This window comes from Pseudomonas sp. NPDC089743, from assembly GCF_044748785.1.
GTDB lineage: Bacteria > Pseudomonadota > Gammaproteobacteria > Pseudomonadales > Pseudomonadaceae > Aquipseudomonas > Aquipseudomonas putida_X.
This window is the reverse complement of sequence record NZ_JBIVGS010000006.1, coordinates 288280-311651: the sequence shown is the minus strand read 5'-3', so window position 1 is coordinate 311651 and position 23372 is coordinate 288280. Positions and strand designations below refer to the sequence as shown.

General features: G+C 62.7%; 18 protein-coding genes. 14 read left to right on the top strand and 4 right to left on the bottom strand.

The genetic code is table 11. The annotated features are described in order from the left end of the window. Window positions 1-24 precede the first annotated feature (24 nt). From ACIPZC_RS14130 to ACIPZC_RS14110, 5 genes are all read left to right on the top strand, one after another. Window positions 25-528 (top strand): ureidoglycolate lyase, encoded by a 504-nt coding sequence (locus ACIPZC_RS14130; protein WP_012315446.1) that lies wholly within the window; start codon window positions 25-27, stop codon window positions 526-528. A 43-nt stretch (window positions 529-571) separates the two neighbouring features. Continuing rightward, window positions 572-1900 carry a urate hydroxylase PuuD gene (locus ACIPZC_RS14125; RefSeq protein ID WP_349976138.1) on the top strand — a complete coding sequence of 443 codons (1329 nt, stop codon included), beginning with the start codon at window positions 572-574 and terminating at the stop codon, window positions 1898-1900. 157 nt (window positions 1901-2057) lie between these two features. Next, complete coding sequence (locus tag ACIPZC_RS14120) at window positions 2058-3413, top strand: nucleobase:cation symporter-2 family protein (RefSeq protein WP_241804521.1); 1356 nt, start codon at window positions 2058-2060, stop codon at window positions 3411-3413. Window positions 3414-3552: 139 nt separating this feature from the next. Further along, complete coding sequence (locus ACIPZC_RS14115) at window positions 3553-4338, top strand: outer membrane protein OmpK (protein WP_267817614.1); 786 nt, start codon at window positions 3553-3555, stop codon at window positions 4336-4338. Window positions 4339-4690: 352 nt separating this feature from the next. After that, on the top strand, window positions 4691-5473 hold the full coding sequence (locus ACIPZC_RS14110) for an outer membrane protein OmpK (RefSeq protein WP_012315450.1): 783 nt from the start codon (window positions 4691-4693) through the stop codon (window positions 5471-5473). Between the two features lie 126 nt (window positions 5474-5599). On the opposite strand, the gene ACIPZC_RS14105 is transcribed toward ACIPZC_RS14110, so the two are convergent. Further along, a complete protein-coding gene (locus ACIPZC_RS14105; protein ID WP_400627554.1) occupies window positions 5600-6514 on the bottom strand; it encodes a DUF808 domain-containing protein in 915 nt (304 codons plus the stop codon). A 132-nt stretch (window positions 6515-6646) separates the two neighbouring features. Here ACIPZC_RS14105 and ACIPZC_RS14100 point away from each other — a divergent pair, with 132 nt between their 5' ends. After that, window positions 6647-7258 (top strand): TetR/AcrR family transcriptional regulator, encoded by a 612-nt coding sequence (locus ACIPZC_RS14100; RefSeq protein WP_039604598.1) that lies wholly within the window; start codon window positions 6647-6649, stop codon window positions 7256-7258. 180 nt (window positions 7259-7438) lie between these two features. Here ACIPZC_RS14100 and ACIPZC_RS14095 read toward each other — a convergent pair whose 3' ends face one another. Beyond that, window positions 7439-7879 (bottom strand): heme-binding protein, encoded by a 441-nt coding sequence (locus tag ACIPZC_RS14095; protein ID WP_241804525.1) that lies wholly within the window; start codon window positions 7877-7879, stop codon window positions 7439-7441. 256 nt (window positions 7880-8135) lie between these two features. On the opposite strand from ACIPZC_RS14095, the gene gcl reads away from it, so the two are divergent. The 7 genes from gcl to ACIPZC_RS14060 all read left to right on the top strand — a co-directional run bounded on the left by gcl (window position 8136) and on the right by ACIPZC_RS14060 (window position 16673). Next, a complete protein-coding gene (gcl, locus tag ACIPZC_RS14090) occupies window positions 8136-9911 on the top strand; it encodes a glyoxylate carboligase (RefSeq protein ID WP_241804526.1) in 1776 nt (591 codons plus the stop codon). 68 nt (window positions 9912-9979) lie between these two features. After that, on the top strand, window positions 9980-10762 hold the full coding sequence (gene hyi / locus ACIPZC_RS14085; RefSeq protein WP_267817624.1) for a hydroxypyruvate isomerase: 783 nt from the start codon (window positions 9980-9982) through the stop codon (window positions 10760-10762). A gap of 154 nt (window positions 10763-10916) precedes the next feature. Further along, entirely contained in the window at window positions 10917-11810 is an 894-nt protein-coding gene (locus ACIPZC_RS14080; protein WP_241804528.1) for a 2-hydroxy-3-oxopropionate reductase, read from the top strand. Between the two features lie 166 nt (window positions 11811-11976). Then, window positions 11977-13251: a glycerate kinase gene (locus ACIPZC_RS14075; RefSeq protein WP_267817628.1), complete on the top strand. Its 1275-nt coding sequence runs from the start codon at window positions 11977-11979 to the stop codon at window positions 13249-13251. After that, entirely contained in the window at window positions 13248-14663 is a 1416-nt protein-coding gene (gene pyk / locus ACIPZC_RS14070; protein ID WP_241804530.1) for a pyruvate kinase, read from the top strand. Before ACIPZC_RS14075 ends, pyk begins: the two co-directional genes overlap by 4 nt. Window positions 14664-14933: 270 nt before the next feature. Beyond that, window positions 14934-15803, top strand: coding sequence for an urea transporter (locus tag ACIPZC_RS14065; RefSeq protein ID WP_400627550.1), 870 nt, complete (start codon window positions 14934-14936; stop codon window positions 15801-15803). Between the two features lie 45 nt (window positions 15804-15848). Beyond that, entirely contained in the window at window positions 15849-16673 is an 825-nt protein-coding gene (locus ACIPZC_RS14060) for an ion transporter (RefSeq protein ID WP_267817634.1), read from the top strand. Here ACIPZC_RS14060 and ACIPZC_RS14055 read toward each other — a convergent pair. Beyond that, on the bottom strand, window positions 16646-21133 hold the full coding sequence (locus ACIPZC_RS14055; protein ID WP_400627548.1) for an NEL-type E3 ubiquitin ligase domain-containing protein: 4488 nt from the start codon (window positions 21131-21133) through the stop codon (window positions 16646-16648). The two genes, ACIPZC_RS14060 and ACIPZC_RS14055, sit on opposite strands and share 28 nt — an antisense overlap. Before the next feature lie 184 nt (window positions 21134-21317). Between ACIPZC_RS14055 and ACIPZC_RS14050 the strand changes: the two genes are divergently transcribed. Further along, a complete protein-coding gene (locus ACIPZC_RS14050; protein WP_400627546.1) occupies window positions 21318-22316 on the top strand; it encodes a sulfate ABC transporter substrate-binding protein in 999 nt (332 codons plus the stop codon). A 59-nt stretch (window positions 22317-22375) separates the two neighbouring features. Here the strand turns inward: ACIPZC_RS14050 and ACIPZC_RS14045 are convergent, their stop codons facing one another. Beyond that, a complete protein-coding gene (locus tag ACIPZC_RS14045) occupies window positions 22376-23311 on the bottom strand; it encodes a class I SAM-dependent methyltransferase (protein WP_400627544.1) in 936 nt (311 codons plus the stop codon). Window positions 23312-23372 lie beyond the last annotated feature (61 nt).

Below are 23372 nucleotides of genomic sequence, written 5' to 3'. Positions count from 1 at the left end.
AACGAACATAGAAGAGATAACCGCATGCGCACCCTGATGATCGAGCCCCTGACCAAAGAAGCCTTCGCCCCCTTCGGTGACGTGATCGAAACCGACGGCAGTGACCACTTCATGATCAACAACGGCTCGACCATGCGCTTCCACAAGCTCGCCACGGTCGAGACCGCCGAGCCTGAAGACAAAGCGATCATCAGCATCTTCCGCGCCGACGCGCTGGACATGCCGCTGACCGTGCGCATGCTGGAACGCCATCCGCTGGGCAGCCAGGCTTTCATCCCGCTGCTCGGCAACCCCTTTCTGATCGTGGTCGCGCCCGTTGGCGATGCACCTGTATCAGGCTTGGTCCGTGCCTTCCGTAGTAATGGCAGGCAGGGCGTCAATTACCATCGCGGCGTTTGGCACCACCCGGTGCTTACGATCGAAAAGCGGGATGATTTCCTGGTGGTTGATCGCAGTGGTTCCGGCAACAACTGCGATGAGCATTACTTCACCGAGGAACAGATGCTGATCCTCAATCCCCACCAATAAGAAAAGGTCGATCATCGTTCGGTGATCGGCAGAGGTACATACTGTGGAAGCACACCTTCACGAATGGCTGAACCTGAGCATTCGCTGGGTTCACATGATCACCGGCGTGGCCTGGATCGGTGCATCGTTCTACTTCGTCTGGCTGGAAAACAACCTGAACCGGAGCAATCCGCGTGACGGGCTGTCGGGTGACCTTTGGGCCATCCACGGCGGTGGTATCTACCACCTTGAGAAGTACAAGCTGGCGCCGCCGAAAATGCCCGAGAACCTGCACTGGTTCAAATGGGAAGCCTACTTCACCTGGATGTCTGGTATCGCCCTGCTGTGCGTGGTGTTCTACTGGAACCCGACCCTGTACCTGCTGGCCCCTGGCAGCACCCTGAGCGGTGCCGAGGGTGTGGCCATCGGTATCGGTTCGCTGGTGGCCGGCTGGTTCATCTACGACCTGCTCTGCGATTCGCCACTGGGCAAACGCCCGGCACTGCTTGGCGCCGTGCTGTTCGTCCTGATCATCGCCGCCTGCTGGGGCTTCAGCCTGGTGTTCAGCGGCCGTGGCGCGTACCTGCACACGGGTGCGATCATCGGCACCATCATGGTCGGTAACGTGTTCCGCATCATCATGCCGGCCCAGCGCCAGCTGGTGGCTGCGATCGAGAACAACACCACCCCCGACCCGCGCCTGCCGGCCAAAGGCCTGCTGCGTTCGCGTCACAACAACTACTTCACCCTGCCGGTGCTGTTCATCATGATCAGCAACCACTTCCCGAGCACCTACGGTAGCCAGTACAACTGGCTGATCCTGGCCGGCATTGCGGTAGCTGCGGTACTGATCCGCCACTACTTCAACACCCGCCACGACAGCAACAAGTACGCCTGGACCCTGCCAGCCGGTGCCCTGGCGATGATCTGCCTGGCTTACGTCACCGGCCCGAAACCGATGGCCGTTGACCCAGAGCAGGCCGCGGCGAAGATCGAGTACCAGCCGCTGCCCGCGACTGCAGTGGGTGGCAAGACCGCTGCCGAGCAGCGCGCCGAGGACGCTGCCAAGGCGGCCGAAGCCCCTGCCGCACCGGCTCAAGCCCCAGCTCAGGCGACTGCTCAGGCCGGCGGCGGCGCCTTCGACAAGATCCACACGGTCATCCAGGAACGCTGCACCGTGTGCCACTCGTCGAAACCGACCAGCCCGCTGTTCAGCACCGCCCCTGGTGGCGTGATGTTCGACACCCCGCAGCAGATCCAGGCTCAGGCCGCGCGCATTCAGGCGCAAGCGGTCGCCAGCCAGATCATGCCGCTGGGCAACATCACCCAGATGACCGTCGAAGAGCGCAAGCTCGTCGGTGACTGGATCGCCAAAGGCGCCCAGGTCAACTGATCGAAGCCGCACGCTTCAAGCCTCAAGCTGTAAGTCGTAGGTAACAAGCAAGCATCGAGCGTCAGGCTCCACGCGGATCACCAAGCTTCTTCCTGAAGCTTGCCGCCTGGGGCTTGCCGCTTGGATCCGAGAATAAAAACAAAACTCGAGGTGCTGCATGTCCGAGTCACGCAAGGCGTACATTCCTGTGGCGCCACCGCGAGAACCTCTGCCCCTGTTCCAACTGATCCTGGTAGGCCTGCAACACGTTCTGCTGATGTACGGAGGCGCGATTGCCGTGCCTTTGATCATCGGCCAGGCGGCCGGATTGTCCCGTGAAGAAGTCGCTTTCCTGATCAACGCCGACCTGCTGGTCGCCGGCGTCGCCACCATCATCCAGTCGTTCGGTATCGGCCCGGTGGGGATCCGCATGCCAGTGATGATGGGGGCCAGTTTCGCTGCCGTCGGTAGCATGGTGGCCATGGCCGGCATGCCTGGCGTTGGCCTGCAGGGGATATTCGGTGCGACCATCGCCGCCGGGTTCTTCGGCATGCTCATTGCCCCGTTCATGTCCAAGGTCGTACGCTTCTTCCCGCCGCTGGTCACAGGTACCGTGATCACCTCGATCGGGCTCTCGCTGTTCCCGGTCGCAGTCAACTGGGCCGGTGGCGGCCATGAGGCACAAGCCTTCGGCTCGCCGATCTACCTGATGGTCGCGGGCCTGGTGCTGGCCGTGATCCTGCTGATCAACCGCTTCATGCGCGGCTTCTGGGTCAACGTGTCGGTGCTGGTAGGCATGGGCCTGGGTTACATCCTGGCCGGCTCCATCGGCATGGTCGACCTGTCCGGCCTGAGCCAGGCACCGTGGCTGCAAGTGGTAACGCCACTGCACTTCGGCATGCCGACCTTCAGCCTGGCGCCGATCCTGTCGATGTGCCTTGTGGTGGTGATCATCTTCGTCGAGTCCACGGGCATGTTCCTCGCCCTGGGCAAGGTGACCGATCGTGAAGTCACGCCAGGGATGCTGCGCCGCGGCCTGCTGTGCGATGCCGGCGCGTCGTTCATCGCCGGGTTCTTCAACACCTTCACCCACTCCTCGTTCGCCCAGAACATCGGCCTGGTGCAGATGACCGGCGTACGCTGCCGCTATGTCACCGTGGTCGCCGGCGCGTTGCTGATCCTGCTCAGCCTGCTGCCCAAGGCGGCTTACCTGATCGCCTCGATCCCGCCTGCAGTACTGGGTGGTGCGTCCATTGCCATGTTCGGCATGGTCACCGCCACCGGGATCAAGATCCTTCAGGAGGCAGACATCGGCGACCGTCGCAATCAACTGCTGGTTGCGGTCAGCGTCGGCTTCGGCCTGATCCCGGTGGTGCGTCCGGAGTTCTTCGCCCAGATGCCGCAGTGGATGGAACCGATCACCCACAGTGGTATCGCCATGGCCACGGTCAGCGCCTTGGTGCTGAACGTGCTGTTCAACATCCTCGGTGGTGCCGACCGCGCAGCGCACAACGACGCCTGTCACCAGCATTGAGCCAAGCGGGGCGGCGCCTGCGTCGCCCCGCGCCTATCCGTTGCAACTGCCACACCGTCGGCCCGCCGGAATGGGCCGCCCGGGGCGCCTGCGCGCCGAACAATCCGCCAACAAAAACAATAAGTCCGGGAATCACAACATGAAGCGCATCGCATCAACCCTGTTGCTGGGCAGCAGTCTGCTGGCCACCCTCCCCTCGCATGCAGGCGAATGGCTGCTGTGGCACGGCGAAAGCCTGACCTATCTGTATGGCAAGGACTTCAAGGTCAACCCAGACATCCAGCAGACCATCACGTTCGAGCACGCCAACAAATGGAAGTACGGCGACACCTTCCTGTTTGTCGACAAGATCTTCTACAACGGCAAGCCCGATGCCAGCAAAGGCGTGACCACCTATTACGGTGAGTTCAGCCCGCGCCTGTCGTTCGGCAAGATCTTCGACCAGAAGCTCGCTTTCGGCCCGATCAAGGACGTGCTGTTGGCCATGACCTACGAGCGTGGTGAAGGTGACAACGAGGCCTACCTGATCGGCCCGGGCTTTGACCTGAACATTCCCGGCTTCAATTATTTCACCCTCAATTTCTACCTGCGCAACACCGAAGGCGGCCGCCCTGGCGACGACGTGTGGCAAATCACCCCCGGTTGGTCCTACACCATTCCCGTGGGCAGGTCGGACATTCTGATCGACGGCTACATGGACTGGGTGCCCGACAACGACCAGAACCGCCGCGGCACCTATCACGCCAACCTGCACTTCAACCCCCAGGTCAAATACGACCTGGGCAAGGCCCTCAACCTGGGCGCCAAACAGCTGTATGTGGGCTTTGAGTACAGCTACTGGAAGGACAAGTACGGCATCGACAGCCGCGGCAATCTTCAGAGCAACCAGAGTGTCGCCAGCGCGCTGATCAAGGTCCATTTCTGAAAACCTGATCAAACGCCCAAGTTTGATACACACTGCTCCAGGAAGGAGCACTTGAGGCCAGGCGCGCAAGCCAGTAATCTGCGCGCCCCCTCGAACAGGGCAGGAGGGATTCTGCCCGCGTTTACTGACCGCTCAGTCAATGAATTCGGGCGGTTGGCCAACGTGTTGCCAGCCGGAAATACCCATTTTCAGCCGTTCAGAACGAGTCGAGCAGGCAGGTTGTAGCCAATCCGGAAAGTTGGCGCAGCTCTTGCCAAACAACTGTGGCCAATCGAAAAAAGCTGACTCAAAAGACAAAAAAGCGCCAATACCGAGCGCTGACAACAGACCAATCAAGGGAGCGACACTCGCAATGCGTACCATCAATAGCCTGATTCTCGCGGGCGGCCTGCTGGCCTGCGGCACCACCTACGCCGATGACCTGCTGCAGTGGCAGAACAACAGCCTGACCTACCTGTGGGGCAAGAACTTCAAGGTCAACCCAGCGATCCAGCAAACCGTCACGTTCGAGCACGCCGATGGCTGGAAGTACGGCGACAACTTCATCTTCGTCGACAAGATCTTCTACAACGGCAAGAAGGACTCGGGTAACGGCGATAACACCTACTACGGTGAGATCAGCCCACGCCTGTCGTTCGGCAAGATCTTCGACCAGAAGCTGGCGTTCGGCCCGGTCAAGGACGTGCTGCTGGCAATGACCTACGAGTTCGGCGAGGGTGATACCGAGTCCTACCTGATCGGCCCTGGCTTCGACCTGGACATCCCAGGCTTCGACTACTTCCAGCTGAACTTCTACCAGCGCACCACCGACGGCAGCCGGGCCGGTGACAATGTCTGGCAGATCACGCCGGTTTGGTCGTACACCATTCCTGTGGGCTCCTCCGACATCCTCATCGACGGTTTCATGGACTGGGTGGTCGACAACGACGAGAACCGCCGCGGCACCTACCAGGCCAACCTGCACTTCAACCCTCAGGTCAAATATGACCTGGGCAAGGCGTTGCACCTGGGTGAGAAGCAGTTGTACGTAGGCTTTGAGTACGACTACTGGAAGAACAAGTACGGGATCAAGGATTCCGACGGGTTCACCACCGACCAGAACACGGCAAGCTTCCTGGTCAAGGTCCACTTCTGACCGCGGGCTGCGCTGCAGCCCAGCGCCGGCAAGCCGGTCCCACAGAAATGGCGCCGCGCCTGAGACAGGCGGGGACAAGGTGGGCCGGCTTGCCGGCGATCCGGGGCTTAGCCCCGGCCCGGCACATCAGGTGGCAGGCTTCACCGCCCGCCACAACTTGCTCGCCAGCGCCACGACAGCGAGCACAACGGCACCCGCCACAATCCCCACCCCACCATTGAGCAACGCGCCAGTAAGCGCCCCGCCCCGCCCTTCGCTGAAGGCCTCGATGGCATGATGCAATGGCGCAACACCGTGTACCAGAATCCCGCCACCGACCAGGAACATTGCCGCAGTCCCGATCACCGACAGGCTCTTCATCATGTAGGGCGCCGCCCGCAGAATGCCGTTGCCCACCACCTGGGCCGCTTTCGAGGCCTTGTGAGTCATCCACAAGCCCAGGTCATCGAGCTTGACGATACCGCCCACCAACCCATAGACACCCACGGTCATGACGATCGCAATACCCGACAGCACGATGATCTGCTGAGTCAGCGGCGCATCGGCCACGGTGCCCAAGGTGATGGCGATGATTTCTGCCGAGAGAATGAAGTCGGTGCGCACCGCCCCTTTGATCTTGCTCTTCTCGAACGCCACCAGGTCGACATTGGTATCGGCAACGGCCTCGCTACGCGCACTGTGCTCGGCAGCATCCTCTTCCTTGCTGTGCAAGAACTTGTGCGCCAGCTTTTCGAAGCCTTCGAAACACAGGTATGCGCCGCCGATCATCAGCAGCGGAGTCACCGCCCATGGAATGAACGCGCTGATCAGCAGCGCCGCCGGCACCAGGATCGCCTTATTGACAAACGAGCCTTTGGCCACCGCCCACACCACCGGGATCTCGCGCTCGGCGCGCACACCCGTGACCTGCTGCGCGTTGAGTGCCAGGTCGTCGCCCAGCACACCTGCGGTTTTCTTCGCCGCGACCTTGGTCATCAGCGAGACGTCGTCGAGTACCGTGGCAATGTCGTCGATCAGTACCAGTAAACTGCTTCCTGCCATGTCTGCCTGTTTCCCGTGAAATGAATGGGCCGCAGTCTAGCCCAAAGTCGCTGCCTTGAGCCCCCATCGAGCCCGGTGCTACCATGCTCGATCCCTCTTAGAGGTGGCCAGACACGAGGAAGATCCCTGACCATGAGCACCATTCGCGAGCGCAACAAGGAACTGATCCTGCGCGCGGCCAGCGAGGAATTCGCCGACAAGGGCTTCGCTGCCACCAAGACCAGCGATATCGCGGCCAAGGCCGGCCTGCCCAAGCCGAACGTGTATTACTACTTCAAGTCCAAGGACAACCTCTACCGCGAGGTCCTGGAGAGCATCATCGCGCCGATCATGCAGGCCTCCACGCCGTTCAATGCCGACGGCGACCCCAAAGAAGTGCTCAGTGCCTACATCCGCTCGAAGATTCGCATTTCGCGCGACCTGCCCCATGCTTCGAAGGTGTTCGCCAGCGAGATCATGCACGGTGCACCGCACCTCTCGCCCAACCAGGTAGAACAGCTCAACGAGCAGGCCCGCCACAACATCGAGTGCATCGAGCGCTGGATCGAGCGCGGGCAGATTGCCAAGGTCGACGCGCACCACCTGATGTTCAGCATCTGGGCAGCGACTCAGACCTATGCCGATTTCGATTGGCAGATTTCAGTGATCACCGGCAAGGCCAAGTTGGCTGACAGTGATTACGAAGCAGCAGCCGAGACCATCATCCGGCTGGTGCTCAAAGGCTGCGAGCCCGAGGCAGCCTGATAGGGCGCAAGGGGCTGCTCTGCAGCCCTATCGCCGGCAAGCCGGCTCCCACATGGATTGCGCCGGCTTTAACAAATTGGGCAAGACGGTTGCTGCCACAGATACACCACAGTTAACAGATCGTGGAGTACCTGTGGGAGCCGGCTTGCCGGCGATGAGGCCGGTACAGCCAACAGAAATTCAGGCAGCTACCCCGGCATCCGCCGTCAACCCCACCTCTTCGATCGCACTGATCGCACACTGCTCGTCGATATCCGACGTATCGCCGCTGATCCCTACCGCACCCAGCACCTTGCCATCCTGATCACGGATCAGCACGCCACCTGGCGCCGGCACCACCGGCCGCTCACCCACACCATTCAACGCGGCAAAAAACGCCGGCCGCTGCTGCGCATCCAGCGCCAGCAAGCGCGAACCCTTGCCCAAGGCAATCGCACCCCAGGCCTTGCCCGTGGCCACCCCAGGACGAATCAGGCTGGCGCCATCTTCGCGCTGCAGCGCCAGCACATGCCCACCGGCATCCAGCACCACCACCGTCAACGGCGCAGCATTGATCTTGCGGCCCGCCGCCAGCGCCGCGTTCACCAGGCTGACAGCGACTTTCAGGTTCAAAGCGTTCATGGAAAGGTCCTCTTCTTGTTGTGAGAAGCCCGTAGGCATTTGGAAAACGATCCATCAAATAGAACACAAGTAAGATTGTTTTTGTATACAATAAATTGAAACGATCGTATGCGGTGACGCAAATCGCCGTTTTCATGGGCGCTCGGACGAAAGCAACCTCCCCCGATGAAAACCCATTGACCTAAACCGCCAGCCGTGAATACACTCTGGCACAAAGCAAGTTGTATACAATTACAAAATCGATGAGGCACAACCCATGAGCAAAATGAGAGCAATCGATGCAGCCGTTCTGGTCATGCGCCGTGAAGGTGTAGATACCGCGTTCGGCATCCCAGGGGCTGCCATCAACCCGTTGTACTCGGCCCTGAAAAAAGTCGGTGGCATCGATCACGTCCTCGCTCGTCACGTTGAAGGCGCCTCGCACATGGCCGAGGGCTACACCCGCGCCAACCCAGGCAACATCGGCGTGTGCATCGGCACCTCGGGCCCCGCCGGCACCGATATGGTCACCGGCCTGTACAGCGCGTCGGCCGACTCCATCCCGATTCTGTGCATCACCGGCCAGGCGCCACGTGCCCGCCTGCACAAGGAAGACTTCCAGGCAGTCGACATCACCAGCATTGTCAAGCCCGTCACCAAGTGGGCGACCACTGTGCTGGAGCCAGGCCAAGTGCCTTATGCCTTCCAGAAAGCCTTCTACGAAATGCGCACTGGCCGCCCAGGCCCGGTGCTGATCGATTTGCCGTTCGACGTGCAGATGGCCGAAATCGAATTCGACATCGACGCCTACGAGCCGCTGGCCGTCAACAAGCCGTGCGCCACCCGCGTGCAGGCTGAAAAAGCCCTGGCGCTGCTCAACGACGCCGAGCGCCCACTGCTGGTGGCCGGTGGCGGCATCATCAACGCCGACGCCAGCGACAAGCTGGTAGAGTTCGCCGAACTGACCGGCGTGCCCGTGATCCCTACCCTCATGGGTTGGGGCACCATCCCGGACGACCACGCCCAGATGGTTGGCATGGTCGGCCTGCAGACCTCGCACCGCTACGGTAACGCCACCCTGCTCAAGTCCGACCTGGTGTTCGGCATCGGCAACCGTTGGGCCAACCGCCATACCGGTTCCGTTGACGTCTATACCGAAGGCCGCAAGTTCGTCCACGTCGACATCGAGCCCACCCAGATCGGCCGCGTGTTCACCCCGGACCTGGGTATCGTCTCCGACGCCGGCCTGGCGCTGGACGTGTTCATCGAAGTAGCCCGCGAGTGGAAAGCCGCCGGTAAGCTGCAGTGCCGCAAGGCCTGGCTGGAAGACTGCCAGCAGCGTAAGGCGAGCCTGCAGCGCAAGACCCACTTCGACAACGTGCCGGTCAAGCCGCAGCGCGTTTACGAAGAGATGAACCAGGTGTTCGGCAAGGACACCTGCTACGTCAGCACCATTGGCCTGTCGCAGATTGCCGGCGCGCAGTTCCTGCACGTGTACAAGCCACGCCACTGGATCAACTGTGGCCAGGCCGGCCCGCTCGGCTGGACCATCCCGGCGGCACTGGGCGTGGTCAAAGCCGACCCGAAACGCAAGGTCGTGGCACTGTCGGGCGACTATGACTTCCAATTCATGATCGAAGAGCTGGCCGTGGGCGCGCAGTTCAACCTGCCGTACGTACACGTGCTGGTGAACAACGCCTACCTGGGCCTGATCCGTCAGGCGCAGCGTGGCTTCGACATGGATTACTGTGTACAACTGGCGTTCGAGAACATCAACTCCACCGACGCCGCCACCTATGGTGTCGATCACGTCGCCGTGGTCGAAGGCTTGGGTTGCAAGGCCATCCGGGTATTCGAGCCAGGTGAAATTGCCCCGGCCCTGCTCAAGGCTCAGAAGATGGCCGAAGAGTTCCGGGTACCGGTCGTGGTGGAAGTGATCCTCGAGCGCGTGACCAACATTTCCATGGGCACCGAGATCAACGCGGTCAACGAGTTCGAAGACCTGGCCCTGGTCGGCAACGACGCGCCAACCGCCATCTCGATGCTGGACTGATCGCCTGACGCCCCCGCGCTGCGCCCTGACCGAGGGCGCCGGGGGCCTTCATCGCAAGGAGACACATCATGCCTCGCTTCGCTGCCAACCTGTCCATGCTGTTCACCGAACAGGACTTCCTGGCCCGCTTCAAGGCTGCCGCCGATGCTGGTTTCAGCGGCGTCGAATACCTCTTTCCCTACGACTTCAGCGCTGCCGACATCAAGCAGCAGCTCGACGCCCACGGCCTGACCCAGGTGCTGTTCAACCTGCCGGCCGGTGATTGGGGCAAAGGTGAGCGCGGAATCGCCTGCCACCCCGACCGCGTGGAAGAATTCCGCGCGGGTGTCGACAAGGCCATCGAATACGCCAAGGTACTGGGCAACACCCAGGTCAACTGCCTGGCCGGCATTCGCCCGCAAGGCCTGCAGTGCGCCGACGTGCGCAAGACATTCGTCGACAACCTGAAATTCGCCGCCGACAAGCTCAAAGCCGCTGGCATTCGCCTGGTCATGGAAATGATCAACACCCGCGACATCCCAGGCTTCTACCTGAACACCACCCAACAGGCCCTGGAAATCCAGGCCGAAGTGGGCAGCGACAACCTGTTCCTGCAGTACGACATCTACCACATGCAGATCATGGAAGGTGACCTGGCTCGCACCATGCAGGCGAACCTGAACCTGATCAACCACATCCAGCTGGCCGACAACCCGGGCCGCAACGAGCCGGGCACCGGCGAGATCAACTATCGCTTCCTGTTCGAGCACCTGGACCGCATCGGTTACCAAGGCTGGGTAGGCGCGGAGTACAAGCCGCTGACCACCACCGAAGCGGGCCTGGGCTGGCTGAAAACCCATAACGCACTCTAAGAACGCTCGCAGAACCTGTGGGCTGCAGATCAGCCCCGGCAGGTTCCTGCGCCACTGAGACCGAGGGGCCGCTGCGCGCCCCTTTCGCGACACCCGGCCACTCCTGGCGGGCCCGGGTCGCCTGCTCACATAACAATGAAAGAGGTAATTTCTCATGGCTAAAATCGGATTCCTCGGCACCGGCATCATGGGCAAGCCCATGGCTCAGAACCTGCAAAAAGCAGGTCACAGCATTTTCGTTTCCACCCACCACGAGCCCGCACCGGCTGACCTGATCGCCGCTGGCGCCGTGGCGCTGGCCAACCCGAAAGAGGTTGCCCAGGAAGCCGAGTTCATCATCGTCATGGTGCCGGATACCCCGCAGGTCGAAAGTGTCCTGTTCGACCAGAACGGCGTCGCCGAAGGCGTGGGCCCGAACAAGGTCGTGATCGACATGAGCTCGATCTCGCCGACCGCCACCAAGGCCTTTGCCGAGAAGATCAAGGCCACCGGTGCCGCCTACCTGGACGCCCCGGTGTCCGGTGGTGAGGTCGGTGCCAAGGCCGCGACCCTGAGCATCATGGTCGGTGGCTGCCCGAAAGCCTTCGAGCGCGCCCTGCCGCTGTTCGAGGCCATGGGCAAGAACATCACCCGCGTCGGCGGCAATGGCGACGGCCAGACGGCCAAGGTCGCCAACCAGATCATCGTCGCCCTGAATATCCAGGCCGTCAGTGAAGCCCTGCTGTTCGCCGCCAAGAACGGCGCGGACCCAGCCAAGGTGCGTGAAGCACTGATGGGCGGTTTCGCCTCGTCGAAAATCCTCGAAGTGCACGCCGAGCGCATGATCAAAGGCACCTTCGACCCAGGCTTCCGCATCAACCTGCACCAGAAGGACCTGAACCTGGCCCTGCAAGGCGCCAAGGAACTGGGCATCAACCTGCCCAACACCTCCAATGCCCAGCAAGTGTTCAGCACCTGCGTGGCACTGGGCGGCGGCAACTGGGACCACTCGGCGCTGATCAAAGGCCTGGAACACATGGCCAACTTCTCGATCCGCGGCGAGAAATAAGCTTCAAGCTGTAAGCCTCGAGCGGCAAGCAAAAGCAGGTCTGCTTTTACTTGTGGCTTGTAGCTTGAAGCTTGCAGCTCTGGGGACCGCCCCTGGTTCGGCCTGCACGGAGGCAGTTCCAGGGGCGTTTTCGATTCTGCAGAACAACAATAATTGGGAGCCTGCCATGTCGGTCGATCCGCAAAAACTTCTCCGCGACCTGTTCGACACAGCCATCGCTGCCGCCCACCCCCGTCAAGTCCTCGAACCCTACCTGCCCGCCGACCGTAGCGGCCGGGTCATCGTCATCGGCGCCGGCAAAGCCGCTGCAGCCATGGCCGAAGTGGTCGAGAAGAGCTGGCAGGGCGAAGTGTCCGGGCTGGTTGTCACACGTTACGGCCACGGCGCCAACTGCCAGAAGATCGAAGTGGTCGAAGCCGCCCACCCGGTCCCCGACGCCGCTGGCCTGGCTGTGGCCAAACGCGTGCTGGAGCTGGTCAGCAACCTGAACGAAGACGACCGTGTCATCTTCCTGCTCTCTGGCGGTGGTTCTGCCCTGCTGGCGCTGCCAGCCGAAGGCCTGACCCTGGCCGACAAGCAACACATCAACAAGGCGCTGCTCAAATCCGGCGCCACCATCGGCGAGATGAACTGCGTGCGCAAGCATCTCTCGGCGATCAAGGGCGGCCGCCTGGCCAAGGCTTGCTGGCCCGCCACGGTCTACACCTATGCAATCTCCGATGTCCCTGGCGACCTGGCCACGGTCATCGCTTCCGGCCCTACCGTGGCCGATCCAAGCACCTCGGCCGATGCCCTGGCGATCCTCAAGCGCTACAACATCGAAGCACCCAAAGCGGTCATCGACTGGCTCAACGACCCTGCCTCGGAAACCGTCAAGGCCGATGACCCGGCCCTGGCCCGCAGCCACTTCCAGCTGATCGCCAAACCCCAGCAATCGCTTGAAGCCGCTGCAGTACAAGCCCGCCAGGCCGGCTTCAGCCCGCTGATCCTCGGCGACCTGGAAGGCGAGTCACGCGAAGTGGCCAAGGTGCACGCGGGTATCACCCGGCAGATCGTCCAGCACGGGCAGCCGCTGAAGGCGCCCTGTGTGATCCTTTCTGGCGGAGAAACCACTGTCACCGTACGCGGTAATGGCCGTGGCGGGCGCAATGCCGAGTTCCTGCTCAGCCTCACCGAAAGCCTCAAGGGCCTGCCGGGCGTGTATGCCCTGGCCGGTGACACCGACGGCATCGACGGCTCGGAAGAAAACGCCGGCGCCTTCATGACGCCAGACAGCTTCGCCCGCGCCGAGGCACTGGGCCTGTCGGCCAGCGACGAGCTGGACAACAACAACGGCTACGGCTATTTCGCGGCACTCGATGCGCTGATCGTCACAGAGCCTACCCGCACCAACGTCAACGACTTCCGCGCCATCCTGATCCTTGAGACTGCACAATCATGACGCCTGATAAGAAAGTCAAAATCCTCGCCACCCTGGGCCCTGCGATCAGCGGCATCGACGACATCCGCCAGCTGGTGGAAGCCGGGGTGAACATCTTCCGCCTCAACTTCAGCCACGGCGAACACGCCGACCACGCCCTGCGTTACCAGTGGATCCGTGAAGTCGAGCAGCAACTGAACTACCCGCTGGGTATCCTCATGGACCTGCAGGGGCCGAAGCTGCGCGTGGGCCGCTTCGCCGAGGGCAAGGTGCAATTGCAACGCGGCCAGGCCCTGCGCCTGGACCTGGACAAGACCCCGGGCGACAGCCGCCGGGTCAACCTGCCACACCCTGAAATCATCGCAGCCCTTGAGCCCGGCATGGACCTGTTGCTGGACGACGGCAAGCTGCGCCTGCGCGTCACCGCCAAGCACGACGACGCCATCGACACTGAAGTGCTCAACGGTGGCGAGCTGTCCGACCGCAAGGGCGTCAACGTACCGCAAGCAGTACTCGACCTCTCCCCGCTGACTGAAAAGGACCGCCGCGACCTGGCCTTTGGCCTGGAACTGGGCGTGGACTGGGTGGCCCTGTCGTTCGTGCAGCGCCCTGAGGACATCGTCGAAGCACGCCAGCTGATTGGCGATCGCGCCTACTTGATGGCCAAGATCGAGAAGCCATCGGCAGTCGAACAGCTGCAAGCCATCGCCGAACTGGCAGACGCGATCATGGTGGCCCGCGGTGACCTAGGCGTGGAAGTGCCGGCCGAAAGCGTGCCGCAAATCCAGAAACGCATCATCGGCACCTGCCGTCAGCTGGGTAAACCGGTGGTGGTGGCCACGCAGATGCTCGAATCCATGCGTTTCTCGCCGGCCCCGACCCGCGCCGAAGTCACCGACGTGGCCAATGCCGTGGCCGAGGGCGCCGATGCGGTGATGCTGTCGGCTGAGACCGCCTCGGGTGATTACCCACTGGAAGCGGTGCAGATGATGAGCAAGATCATCCGCCAGGTGGAGAACGGCCCGGACTACCAGGCCCAGCTCGACGTTGGCCGGCCCAAGGCTGAAGCTACGGTGTCGGACGCCATCAGCTGCGCGATCCGCCGCATCAGCGGCATCCTGCCGGTGGCGGTGCTGGTCAACTACAGCGAGTCGGGCGCCTCGACCCTGCGCGCCGCACGCGAGCGGCCACGGGCGCCGATCCTCAACCTGACGCCGAACCTGGTCACCGCCCGCCGCCTGAGCGTGACCTGGGGCGTGCACTCGGTGGTCAATGACCGTTTGCGCCAGGTGGATGAAGTGGTCACCACCGCACTGGAAATCGCCCAGGCGCAAGGTATGGCAAGCCGTGGTGACACCTTGCTGATCACTGCCGGTGTGCCGTTCGGCAAGCCGGGCTCGACCAACAGCCTGCGGATCGAGACCTTGATCTGAGGGTGTCGGGGGCGCTTTGCGCCAGTTTCGCTAGCAGGGCTGCTACGCAGCCCATCGCTGGCAAGCCAGCTCCACAGGTACTGCGCAGGCCTCAAGAACTGCGCGGCCCTGGTGGAAGCTGGCTTGCCAGCGGCGGGCCGTGAAGCGGCTGCAAAGCGCTTGACTGAGTGGCTTCAAGCAACGCCCTCCCCTGGCACTGCAACGACAGACACGCGGAAAACCGAGGCCCAAAGAGGCCCACCGCTCTTCCATCAACCTTGCCGACTGCCCATGTACACCAAAAATTTCGTCAACCCGTGCCCCGACTGGGCCACGGCGCTGCTCAACGGCTTCAGCCAGGTGCTGCTGCTGCGCAACCCCCTGTGCGGGCTGTGCTGCCTGCTGGCCATTCTGCTGACCGCGCCCAACCTGGTCGGCGGCGCCCTGCTCGGCGCCCTGGCCGGCCTGCTCACCGCCCAGGCCCGCGGCTACGACCGCGCTGACCGCCAGGCCGGGCTGTACAGCTACAACGGCGTGCTCATCGGCCTGCTGATCAGCGCCGTGCTGCCCTGGTCGGCCATTCTGCCGCCACTGATCATCGCGGCTGGCGGGCTGTCCAGCATCATTACCCACCAGTGGCGCAAGCGCGGCGGCAAGCTGCTGATTGCCTATACCGCACCGTTCGTGCTGCTGGGCTGGGCCATGCTGCTGTTCGCCAGCCCCTCGCCCGGCGGCTTCGTCGAAGCCGACCCGCTGTATGCCCTGGCGCGGGGAGTAGGTCAGATTTTTCTGCTCGACCAGCCATTGGCCGGCGTACTGATCATTGTCGGCATGTTCGTCGCCAATCCCTATGCCGCAATGTGGGCTGTCATCGGCTCGGCCATCGGTGGCAGCGTGGGCTTGTTCGCCGAAGCGCAATCTGCCTGGCTGGGTCTGCACGGCTTCAACGCCGCACTGGCCGCGCTGGCCTTCAGCAGACAGAGTGAAAAGCCCTGGGTGACCGTGCTGGCGATTGCCTTGGCGGTAGTGCTGCAATCGCTGTTCAAGCTGCTACCGGCTCCCGGCCTGACCGCACCGTTCGTCGCCGCCTGTTGGCTGATGCACTTGGGCAGCCACCTGGCACAACCCAGGCAACGCAATGCCAGCCGCTTGCACAGCTGAAACGCAACCCCTAGGCTCACCCCATTGCTTTTGTGGAACGAGCCCATGAATAACCCTATGAGCCTGCGCGAACGGCTCTACGTCATCGTTTTCCAGACCGACACCGTCGCCGGCCGGCGCTTCGACAAGACGCTGCTGCTGATCATCCTGGCCAGCCTGGTCACCGTCATCCTCGACAGTATCGATGAGGTGCACCAGAACTACGCAGGCCTGTTGGCGGGTATCGAATGGGGCTTTACCGCGATTTTTCTGGCCGAGTACATCACCCGCCTTTACTGCTCGCCCAAGCCCATGCGCTACGCCTTCAGCTTCTATGGCTTGGTCGACCTGCTGGCGATCGTGCCCGGGATCCTCGCCCTGTACTACAGCGACGCGCAGTACCTGCTGATCATCCGGGTAATCCGCATGCTGCGGATTTTCCGGGTGCTCAAGCTTGGCCAGTACCTGAACCAAGCCAATTACCTGATGGCGGCACTGCGCGGCAGCAAGCAGAAGATCATCGTGTTTCTGCTCAGCGTATCGACACTGGTGACTGTGTTCGGCACCTTGATGTATGTGATCGAGGGGCCGGAGCACGGTTTTACCAGCATCCCCAAAGGCATCTATTGGGCGATCGTCACCCTCACCACCGTGGGCTTCGGCGACATCGTGCCCAAGACGCCGCTGGGGCAGGTACTGTCTTCGCTGGTGATGATCACCGGTTATTCGATCATCGCCGTGCCCACCGGGATTTTCACTGCCGAACTGGCCAATGCCATGCGTGGCGAACAGTTGCACCATGACTGCCCAAACTGCCAGAAAAGCACGCATGGCCACGACGCGGCATTCTGCTCGCGCTGTGGTCAGGCACTGTTCGGCAAGCGCGACTGATCCTGCGCCAGCGCCTCGCGTGTCAACGCCAGCAGCACGTCGCTGCGCGCTGCCTGGCGCTCGGCGTGGACGACCCCGACCCTGGCCAGGTATTCGGCCTCGGGTACCGAATCGGCGCTTTCCAGCAATGCTTGCATGCGCGTGTGGAAGGGCGCATCGGCCGCCTCCAGGCGTGCTGCCTGCGTGCGCTGCAGATGCTCCTGCCAGAATTCGCGCTGAGCCAGTGAGACGGCAATCTGCTCATCTGTCTCGTTTGCCTGCACCCGCGCTCGCGCCGCCTCCACGCGTTCAGGCCCCACGCCGGCCACTGCGGTAAACAGCATGCTCCCAGGTTGGGCGGGCAGATCGAGTGCATCACGCAAGGCCACGCGATAGGCCAGGCCCACTTCGATCTCATCCGGATCGGCGCCTGCGGCGCGGCGAGCTTGAATGTCCTCCACAACGATGCGATCGACCTCATCCAACCGCCAGAGTTGTCGGCCCAGGTGCAGCAAGGCGCCCTGCTGATCGCCACTCCCGGCCTCGATACGCGCACGCCAGACCAGCATGCTCAGTTCCAGGTTGCTGAAACACAACGCCACGCTGTCCTGGCAAGTGAGTTGCTGGTTGACCTGATGGAACAACATCTCTCGCAGGCTGGCGTGCTCCTGCATGGCCTGCAGCATGATGAACACCCGCTCCGCCAGTGCTTCGCCGTTCTGCCGGAACTCTGCGGTGTCCAGCAAGCGGCCCAGCAACCGGAAGAAGTCGTCGCCACCGGGCTCCATCTCCAGCGCCTCCCAGCACGCCGACAGTTCGTCACGTGCCAGCACGTTGGCGCTGTCCAGCCAGCGCTGACGCAAGAAAGTGGTCCCCGGTTGCGCTTCCATGTCCAGGTGTGGCATCGACGTCTGCAGGCCCTCAAGGTCGTGATCGTTCAACGGGTTGCCCCAGAGCATGAGCATGCGCCGGCTCCATACCGGTGCCCGATAATAGCTTGCAGGCAATGTGGCGATACGGTTGTCGCGCAAGTCGGCTTGCAGCAGGTCGGGGCAACGCAGCACCCCGGGCGGCAACTCCGTCTGGCCGGTATTGCGCAAATACAGCCGTCGTAACCGAGGCAGCGCGCGCAGAGAAAAGCCGCGGCCCAAAGGGTTGAACGACAGGTTGAGGTACTCCAGGGACTCGCAATGGGCGAGGATGCCCGCCTGTTCCGGGTCGAGCACGATGCGGTTGTTGAACAGGTCCAGCTCGTTCAGGCTGGGCATCTGGGCGATCGCCGCCGGCACGCGGCTCAAGCGATTGCCACTGAGCTCAAGGATGCGAAGCTCTGGAAAAGCGCCCAGGAATGCCACGGGAATGTCCTCTAGCTGCATCCCCAACAACGCCAGTTCAAAAATATGGGAAAACCTGACGTGGGAGGGCAGCTCTGGCAACTGGCCGGGCATGGCAGCGAACATGGCAAAGCGGAAACTCTGCGGCGCCTGGATATCGTTCACCCCCGCAGTGATCCGCCGCTGCCAGCAGTCGATCAGGCAACGCCGGAAATAACGGCGCTCTTCTCGCAGGCCCCGTGATGCTGCCTGACGCTCCCACTGCTGCAGCCGTTCGCGCAACGCCGCAAGCTCGTTGCCCAGCCGGGTGATTTCCCCATGGACATCGCTGCCTGAGGTGCGCAGGCCTTCGATCCAGGCCAGTATCTGCTCGTCGGAGAAGCCTGGGTACAAATTGCGCACTGAGGCGAACAACCCTTGTGCAGGCCTTCCACGCCGCCCGCTCAGCGGGTAGCCCAGACGACCATCGGGCTGGCGCTGCGGCAGGCGAAACCAGCCGCGCGAGGGTTGTTCACCCAACAGCTGAGTGACCTCGGCGCGATGCGCTACGGCCTGGCGGCTGAGCAGTACGCGCAAGTTGTGGGCGAATGGCTCGCCGACCCCCAACGTATCGCGCAGGGGGTCGTCATAGGCAGAGGCCATGACCTCGAACAGCTCGCCAGCCTGGCCCAGCGGCTGGCCTGCGCCATCCAGGCGGCGAAACTGGCCATCTTCATGGCGGATCGCACATTCAGGGCCGCCTTCCCCGGTGACCAGCAAGGGGGCACCGGCATCGCCATCGAACAAGGCCCAGCGCACGCCACCGCCCGCTGGCAAGTGCCTGAGCATGGCAAGCGCCACCCGGGCAAGGTCCAGCTGCTGCTCCACTTCCAGGTAGAACGCTTCGAACACCCTGACCTGACGAATCCGCCGGACATGCACGCGCGCCGCCTCAGCAAGCCTCAACGCCACGCGCCCGCTGTCGGCCAGTCGCTCGCGGTCTGCCAAGTGAGCAGTGCGCCACAAAGCGCGTGCCGCCGATTCATGCAGGCTTGGAAAGACGCGACGCAGCACTGCGGTTTCTGCACTCGATGGAGGCTGGGTAGCGGCGTAGGCCTGCTGGAAGAGCAACCGACGGCGAGCGGCGGCCAGCTCGGCCAACGCCTGCTCGCCCAGCCCCTGGCCACCAGGCAATGCGCGTGCTTGCTGCAAGAGCGCAGCATCATCCACCGGCTGCCCGGCGCGCAGGCGCTCGATCAGTACGCTGATACGCCGGTCCAGCACAAAGCGTTCGGCGCTGTCGAGCAGCACAGCGTCGGGGGCCTGGCCCTCGACATGCAGGGCGCGCAGGTGATCGGCGTGCAGGTCGTGGATCAGCAGAATCTGCTCGATCCGCTCATCATCCAACGCGTGCAGGCGTCCACCAAGCCGGCGAAACAAACCATAGCGGTCGTCCCACTGCGCCGGCTGCTCGAACCACAGGCGCCACGCCCCCGCGCCGTTGTGGCGCAGCTGCGGGCCATACCCGTCACGCGGGCGTAGTTGCCACTCACCCTGTGCGCCATGCTGCACCACGGGGTAGCAGTGGCCCTCCATCTCGACCCAGGCGCGGCCATCGAGCCGATGCACGCCCTCTTCATCCACGTGCGCCTGCAGGGGTGGCACGCTGCGGTAATCGGCCAATACCGGACGGCACAGCCGGGTACTACCGTCTTCCAGTTGCTCAGGCAGCAAGCTGTCCACCCTCAGCGAGCGCCGCCAGGTACGCAGTGCCACCCCCACACCGACAGCAGTGGCGCCCATCACGGCAAGGTCGGTAGCGACATGGGTCAAGTGATCGAGCGCCGCGCTGGTGTCGCCTTCATGCCAGGCCTCGACGCCATGGAACACTTCCTTGAGCAAGCCCCATGCAGTGAATGCCAGCAAACCTGTGCCGATCACCGGAATGAACAGGCCAGCCAGGTTCAGCAGCGCCCAGCCCTCTGCGGCAAGGCGTTGGTCGTGCGCCTGCTGCACGGCCCGATCGATGCTGGCGACTGGGGCGGCGATCATCGCCGCGTCATCCTTGATCTGCGCGATACGCGCCGTGCCCAGGGTTTCGAACAATGGCAGGCGCAGGGCCTGCATGTGCTCATCGAGGTCGTAGTTGGCCCAATCCGCCAGATCAGCGTAAGCCGGGATGATCACAGAGAAAAATGCCTGACTGTCCCGACGCCGCACGAAGCGGCTGAAGAACCGCTGGTAGTCACGCGTACGTAGCCGCCGGCCCAGGTCATTGGCCAGATGCCGCAGGCTGCTGGACACACACCACGACCCATGGGGATCATCCGGCACGTACGCCAGCAAACGCCGGGTGGTGTTGCGAACCCAACCCTCATCGATGACGTCCAGCAGCACTATCTGCTCCAGGGTACAGCCCACCAGGCTCAGTTGCCTGGCCATCACCGGATCGCCTTGCAGGCGCGGCGGCGTGCCGTCGCGGCATAACCCCACAATCATCTGCAGTTCGTCGTCGTCGAGTACCCCCCTCTGCCTGGCCTTGTAGGCGTCCACCAGCATCTGCTGGCGTTGGGCGTTACCCAACAGCATCGCGACGCTTGCGCCCTGGGCTGTCGGCGCCAGCAGCACGCTGTTGAGGTGAGCCTGATATTGACCGCCCAGGTCGAGGCTGCGACACAGCTTGGCAAACGCCACGGCCGACGGTGGTTTGGCAGCGCCTTTACGTGCACTGGTCAGCCGGTTACCCCGCGGCTGGCCGCCCTCCTCGGCTTGATCTTCAGTGAAATTGCGCAGCGCCGCTTCCAGCAGCGGCATGTCGTCATACACCAGTTCGGTAAGGTGCACGCCCACAGGCTGTGCATTGATCACCGGTTCACGGTGGCCGGCAATGAAGGACCAGAGATGCACGTTGAAAGGCTCGCCATCGGGCCCTTCCAAGGCCTGCTCCAGACGGCTTTTCGCGAAACTGTCGATACCTTCCAGGCGCGCAAGCACTGCACTGAGTTGCTGACGCAAGGCCAGGCTCTGGCGCAACGCCTCACTCAGGCCCGGCAAATGTTCGGCGCGGGCTGCTCGCAGCCACTGGGGCAGGCGTGCGGCAATCAATTGATCCTGGAAGGCCTGTTCCAGGGCAAGTCCATCGGGCTGCGGGTCGGTTTGGTAAGTCATGGCGCGCTCCTCCTTCGGGAGGCGCGAGCTTAGGTATGGCCCAGGGCTGAAAGTGGTTAGATACCTAACACCCGCCTGGGCGCGCGCATAAGCAAAGAGCCATTCGGTCTTTAATCGCCGCGAAGCGAACGGCTATAGTCACTGGCACACTGCCAACCCTCTGAACCCTAACAAGGAATGCTTCGTGAAAAAGCTATTCACCGCCTCGCTGCTGGCGGCCGGCCTGGCGCTGGGCAACTTGGCCCACGCCGCCCCGACCCTGTTGAATGTGTCCTACGACGTGATGCGTGACTTCTACAAAGACTACAACCCGGCCTTCCAGAAGCACTGGGAAGCCGAGCATGACGAGAAGGTCAACTTACAGATGTCGTTCGGCGGCTCGAGCAAGCAGGCGCGCGCGGTGATCGATGGCCTGCCGGCCGATGTCATCACCATGAACATGGCCACCGACATCAACGCGCTTGCCGACATCGGCAAGCTGGTGCCGGACGATTGGGTCACCCGTTTGCCCAACAACAGCGCGCCGTTCACCTCGGCCACTGTGTTCATCGTGCGCAAGGGTAACCCCAAAGCCCTGAAAGACTGGCCCGACCTGCTCAAGGACGGCGTGCAGGTAATCGTGCCCAACCCCAAGACCTCGGGTAACGGCCGCTACACCTACCTGTCGGCCTGGGGCTATGTGCTCAAGCAAGGCGGTGACGAGGCCAAGGCCCGTGACTTCGTCGGCAAGCTGTTCAAGCAGGCGCCGGTACTGGATACCGGCGGTCGCGCTGCTACCACGACCTTCATGACCAACCAGATCGGCGATGTGCTGGTGACCTTCGAGAACGAAGCCGAAATGATCGCCCGCGAATTCGGCCGCGACCAGTTCGAAGTGGTCTACCCGAGCGTATCGGCCGAAGCCGAACCGCCGGTCAGCGTGGTCGACAAGGTGGTAGCCAAGAAGGGCACCCAGGCCGTGGCCGAGGAATACCTCAAGTACCTGTGGTCGCCGGCAGCTCAGGAAATCGCCGCACAGAATTACCTGCGTCCGCGTGATGCAACGGTACTGGCCAAGTACACCGACCGCTTCCCCAAGGTCGATTTCCTGTCGGTGGAGAAAACCTTCGGTGACTGGCGCACCGTGCAAAAGACCCACTTCAACGATGGTGGCGTGTTCGACCAGATCTATACCAACCCGTAATCGCGTGCTGCCTTCACCTGAGCGCCATCATTGCGCCCAAGTGAAGCTTCCCGACTACATCAGGCTGGTGATTCATCGCGAAACACCAAGGCCTTCAAGCCACCCGCCGGATCGGCATCCGGAAACTCCGGCGGGTTATCCAAACGCTCCACGAAAGCCAACGCTGGGGCCTGCTCCGCCATCCCGTCGATCAGAAACTGCGGCCCGATGCCCGGATCGTTCACGCACGCCAGCACAGTGCCACCCTTGGTCAGCAACTCTGGCAAGCGCCGCAGGATCTTCGCGTAATCCTGGGTCAGCACGAAACTGCCTTTCTGGAAGGTGGGCGGGTCGATGATGATCAAATCGTAGGGGCCGTACTTGCGCACCTTACCCCACGACTTGAACAACTCATGCCCCAGATACGCCACCCGTGATGCATCGTGGCCATTGAGCCGGTGGTTGTCGCGGCCACGCGAAAGCGCCGACTTGGCCATGTCCAGATTGACCACCTGCTCGGCACCACCGGCGATCGCCGCGACCGAAAAGCCGCAGGTGTAGGCGAACAGGTTGAGCACACGCTTGCCCGCCGACTGTTCACGTACCCATCGGCGGCCGTAACGCATGTCGAGGAACAGACCGTTGTTCTGCCGCACGCCCAGGTCGAGCAAATAGGTCAGGCCATCTTCGACCACTTCGCGCTGCTGGCACGGCTCGCCCCACAACCACTCACCCGGGCTGTCCGGCAAGTAACGGTGCTGGATGAGGATCGCTTGGCCGGTCCACTGCGGGCGCGCGGCGAGGGTGCGCAGCATGGCCTGCAGTTCGGCCAGCTGGCCTGCGGCTGGCTCACGGAACAGCGCTACCGACAGCACGCCCTGCAACCAGTCGACGGTGACCTGCTCCAGCCCCGGCCAGCAACGGCCGCGGCCGTGAAACAGGCGACGGGTTTCCTGGGGTGCGGGGTCGAGGGCGGTAAGCAGATGCTGTTCGAGGGTGTGGATCGGCGAAGTCATGGCGGGTCGCAAGCAAATAAAAGGAAGCATTCTACCCCGCGAGGCTGCTGGTGGGGCGCGC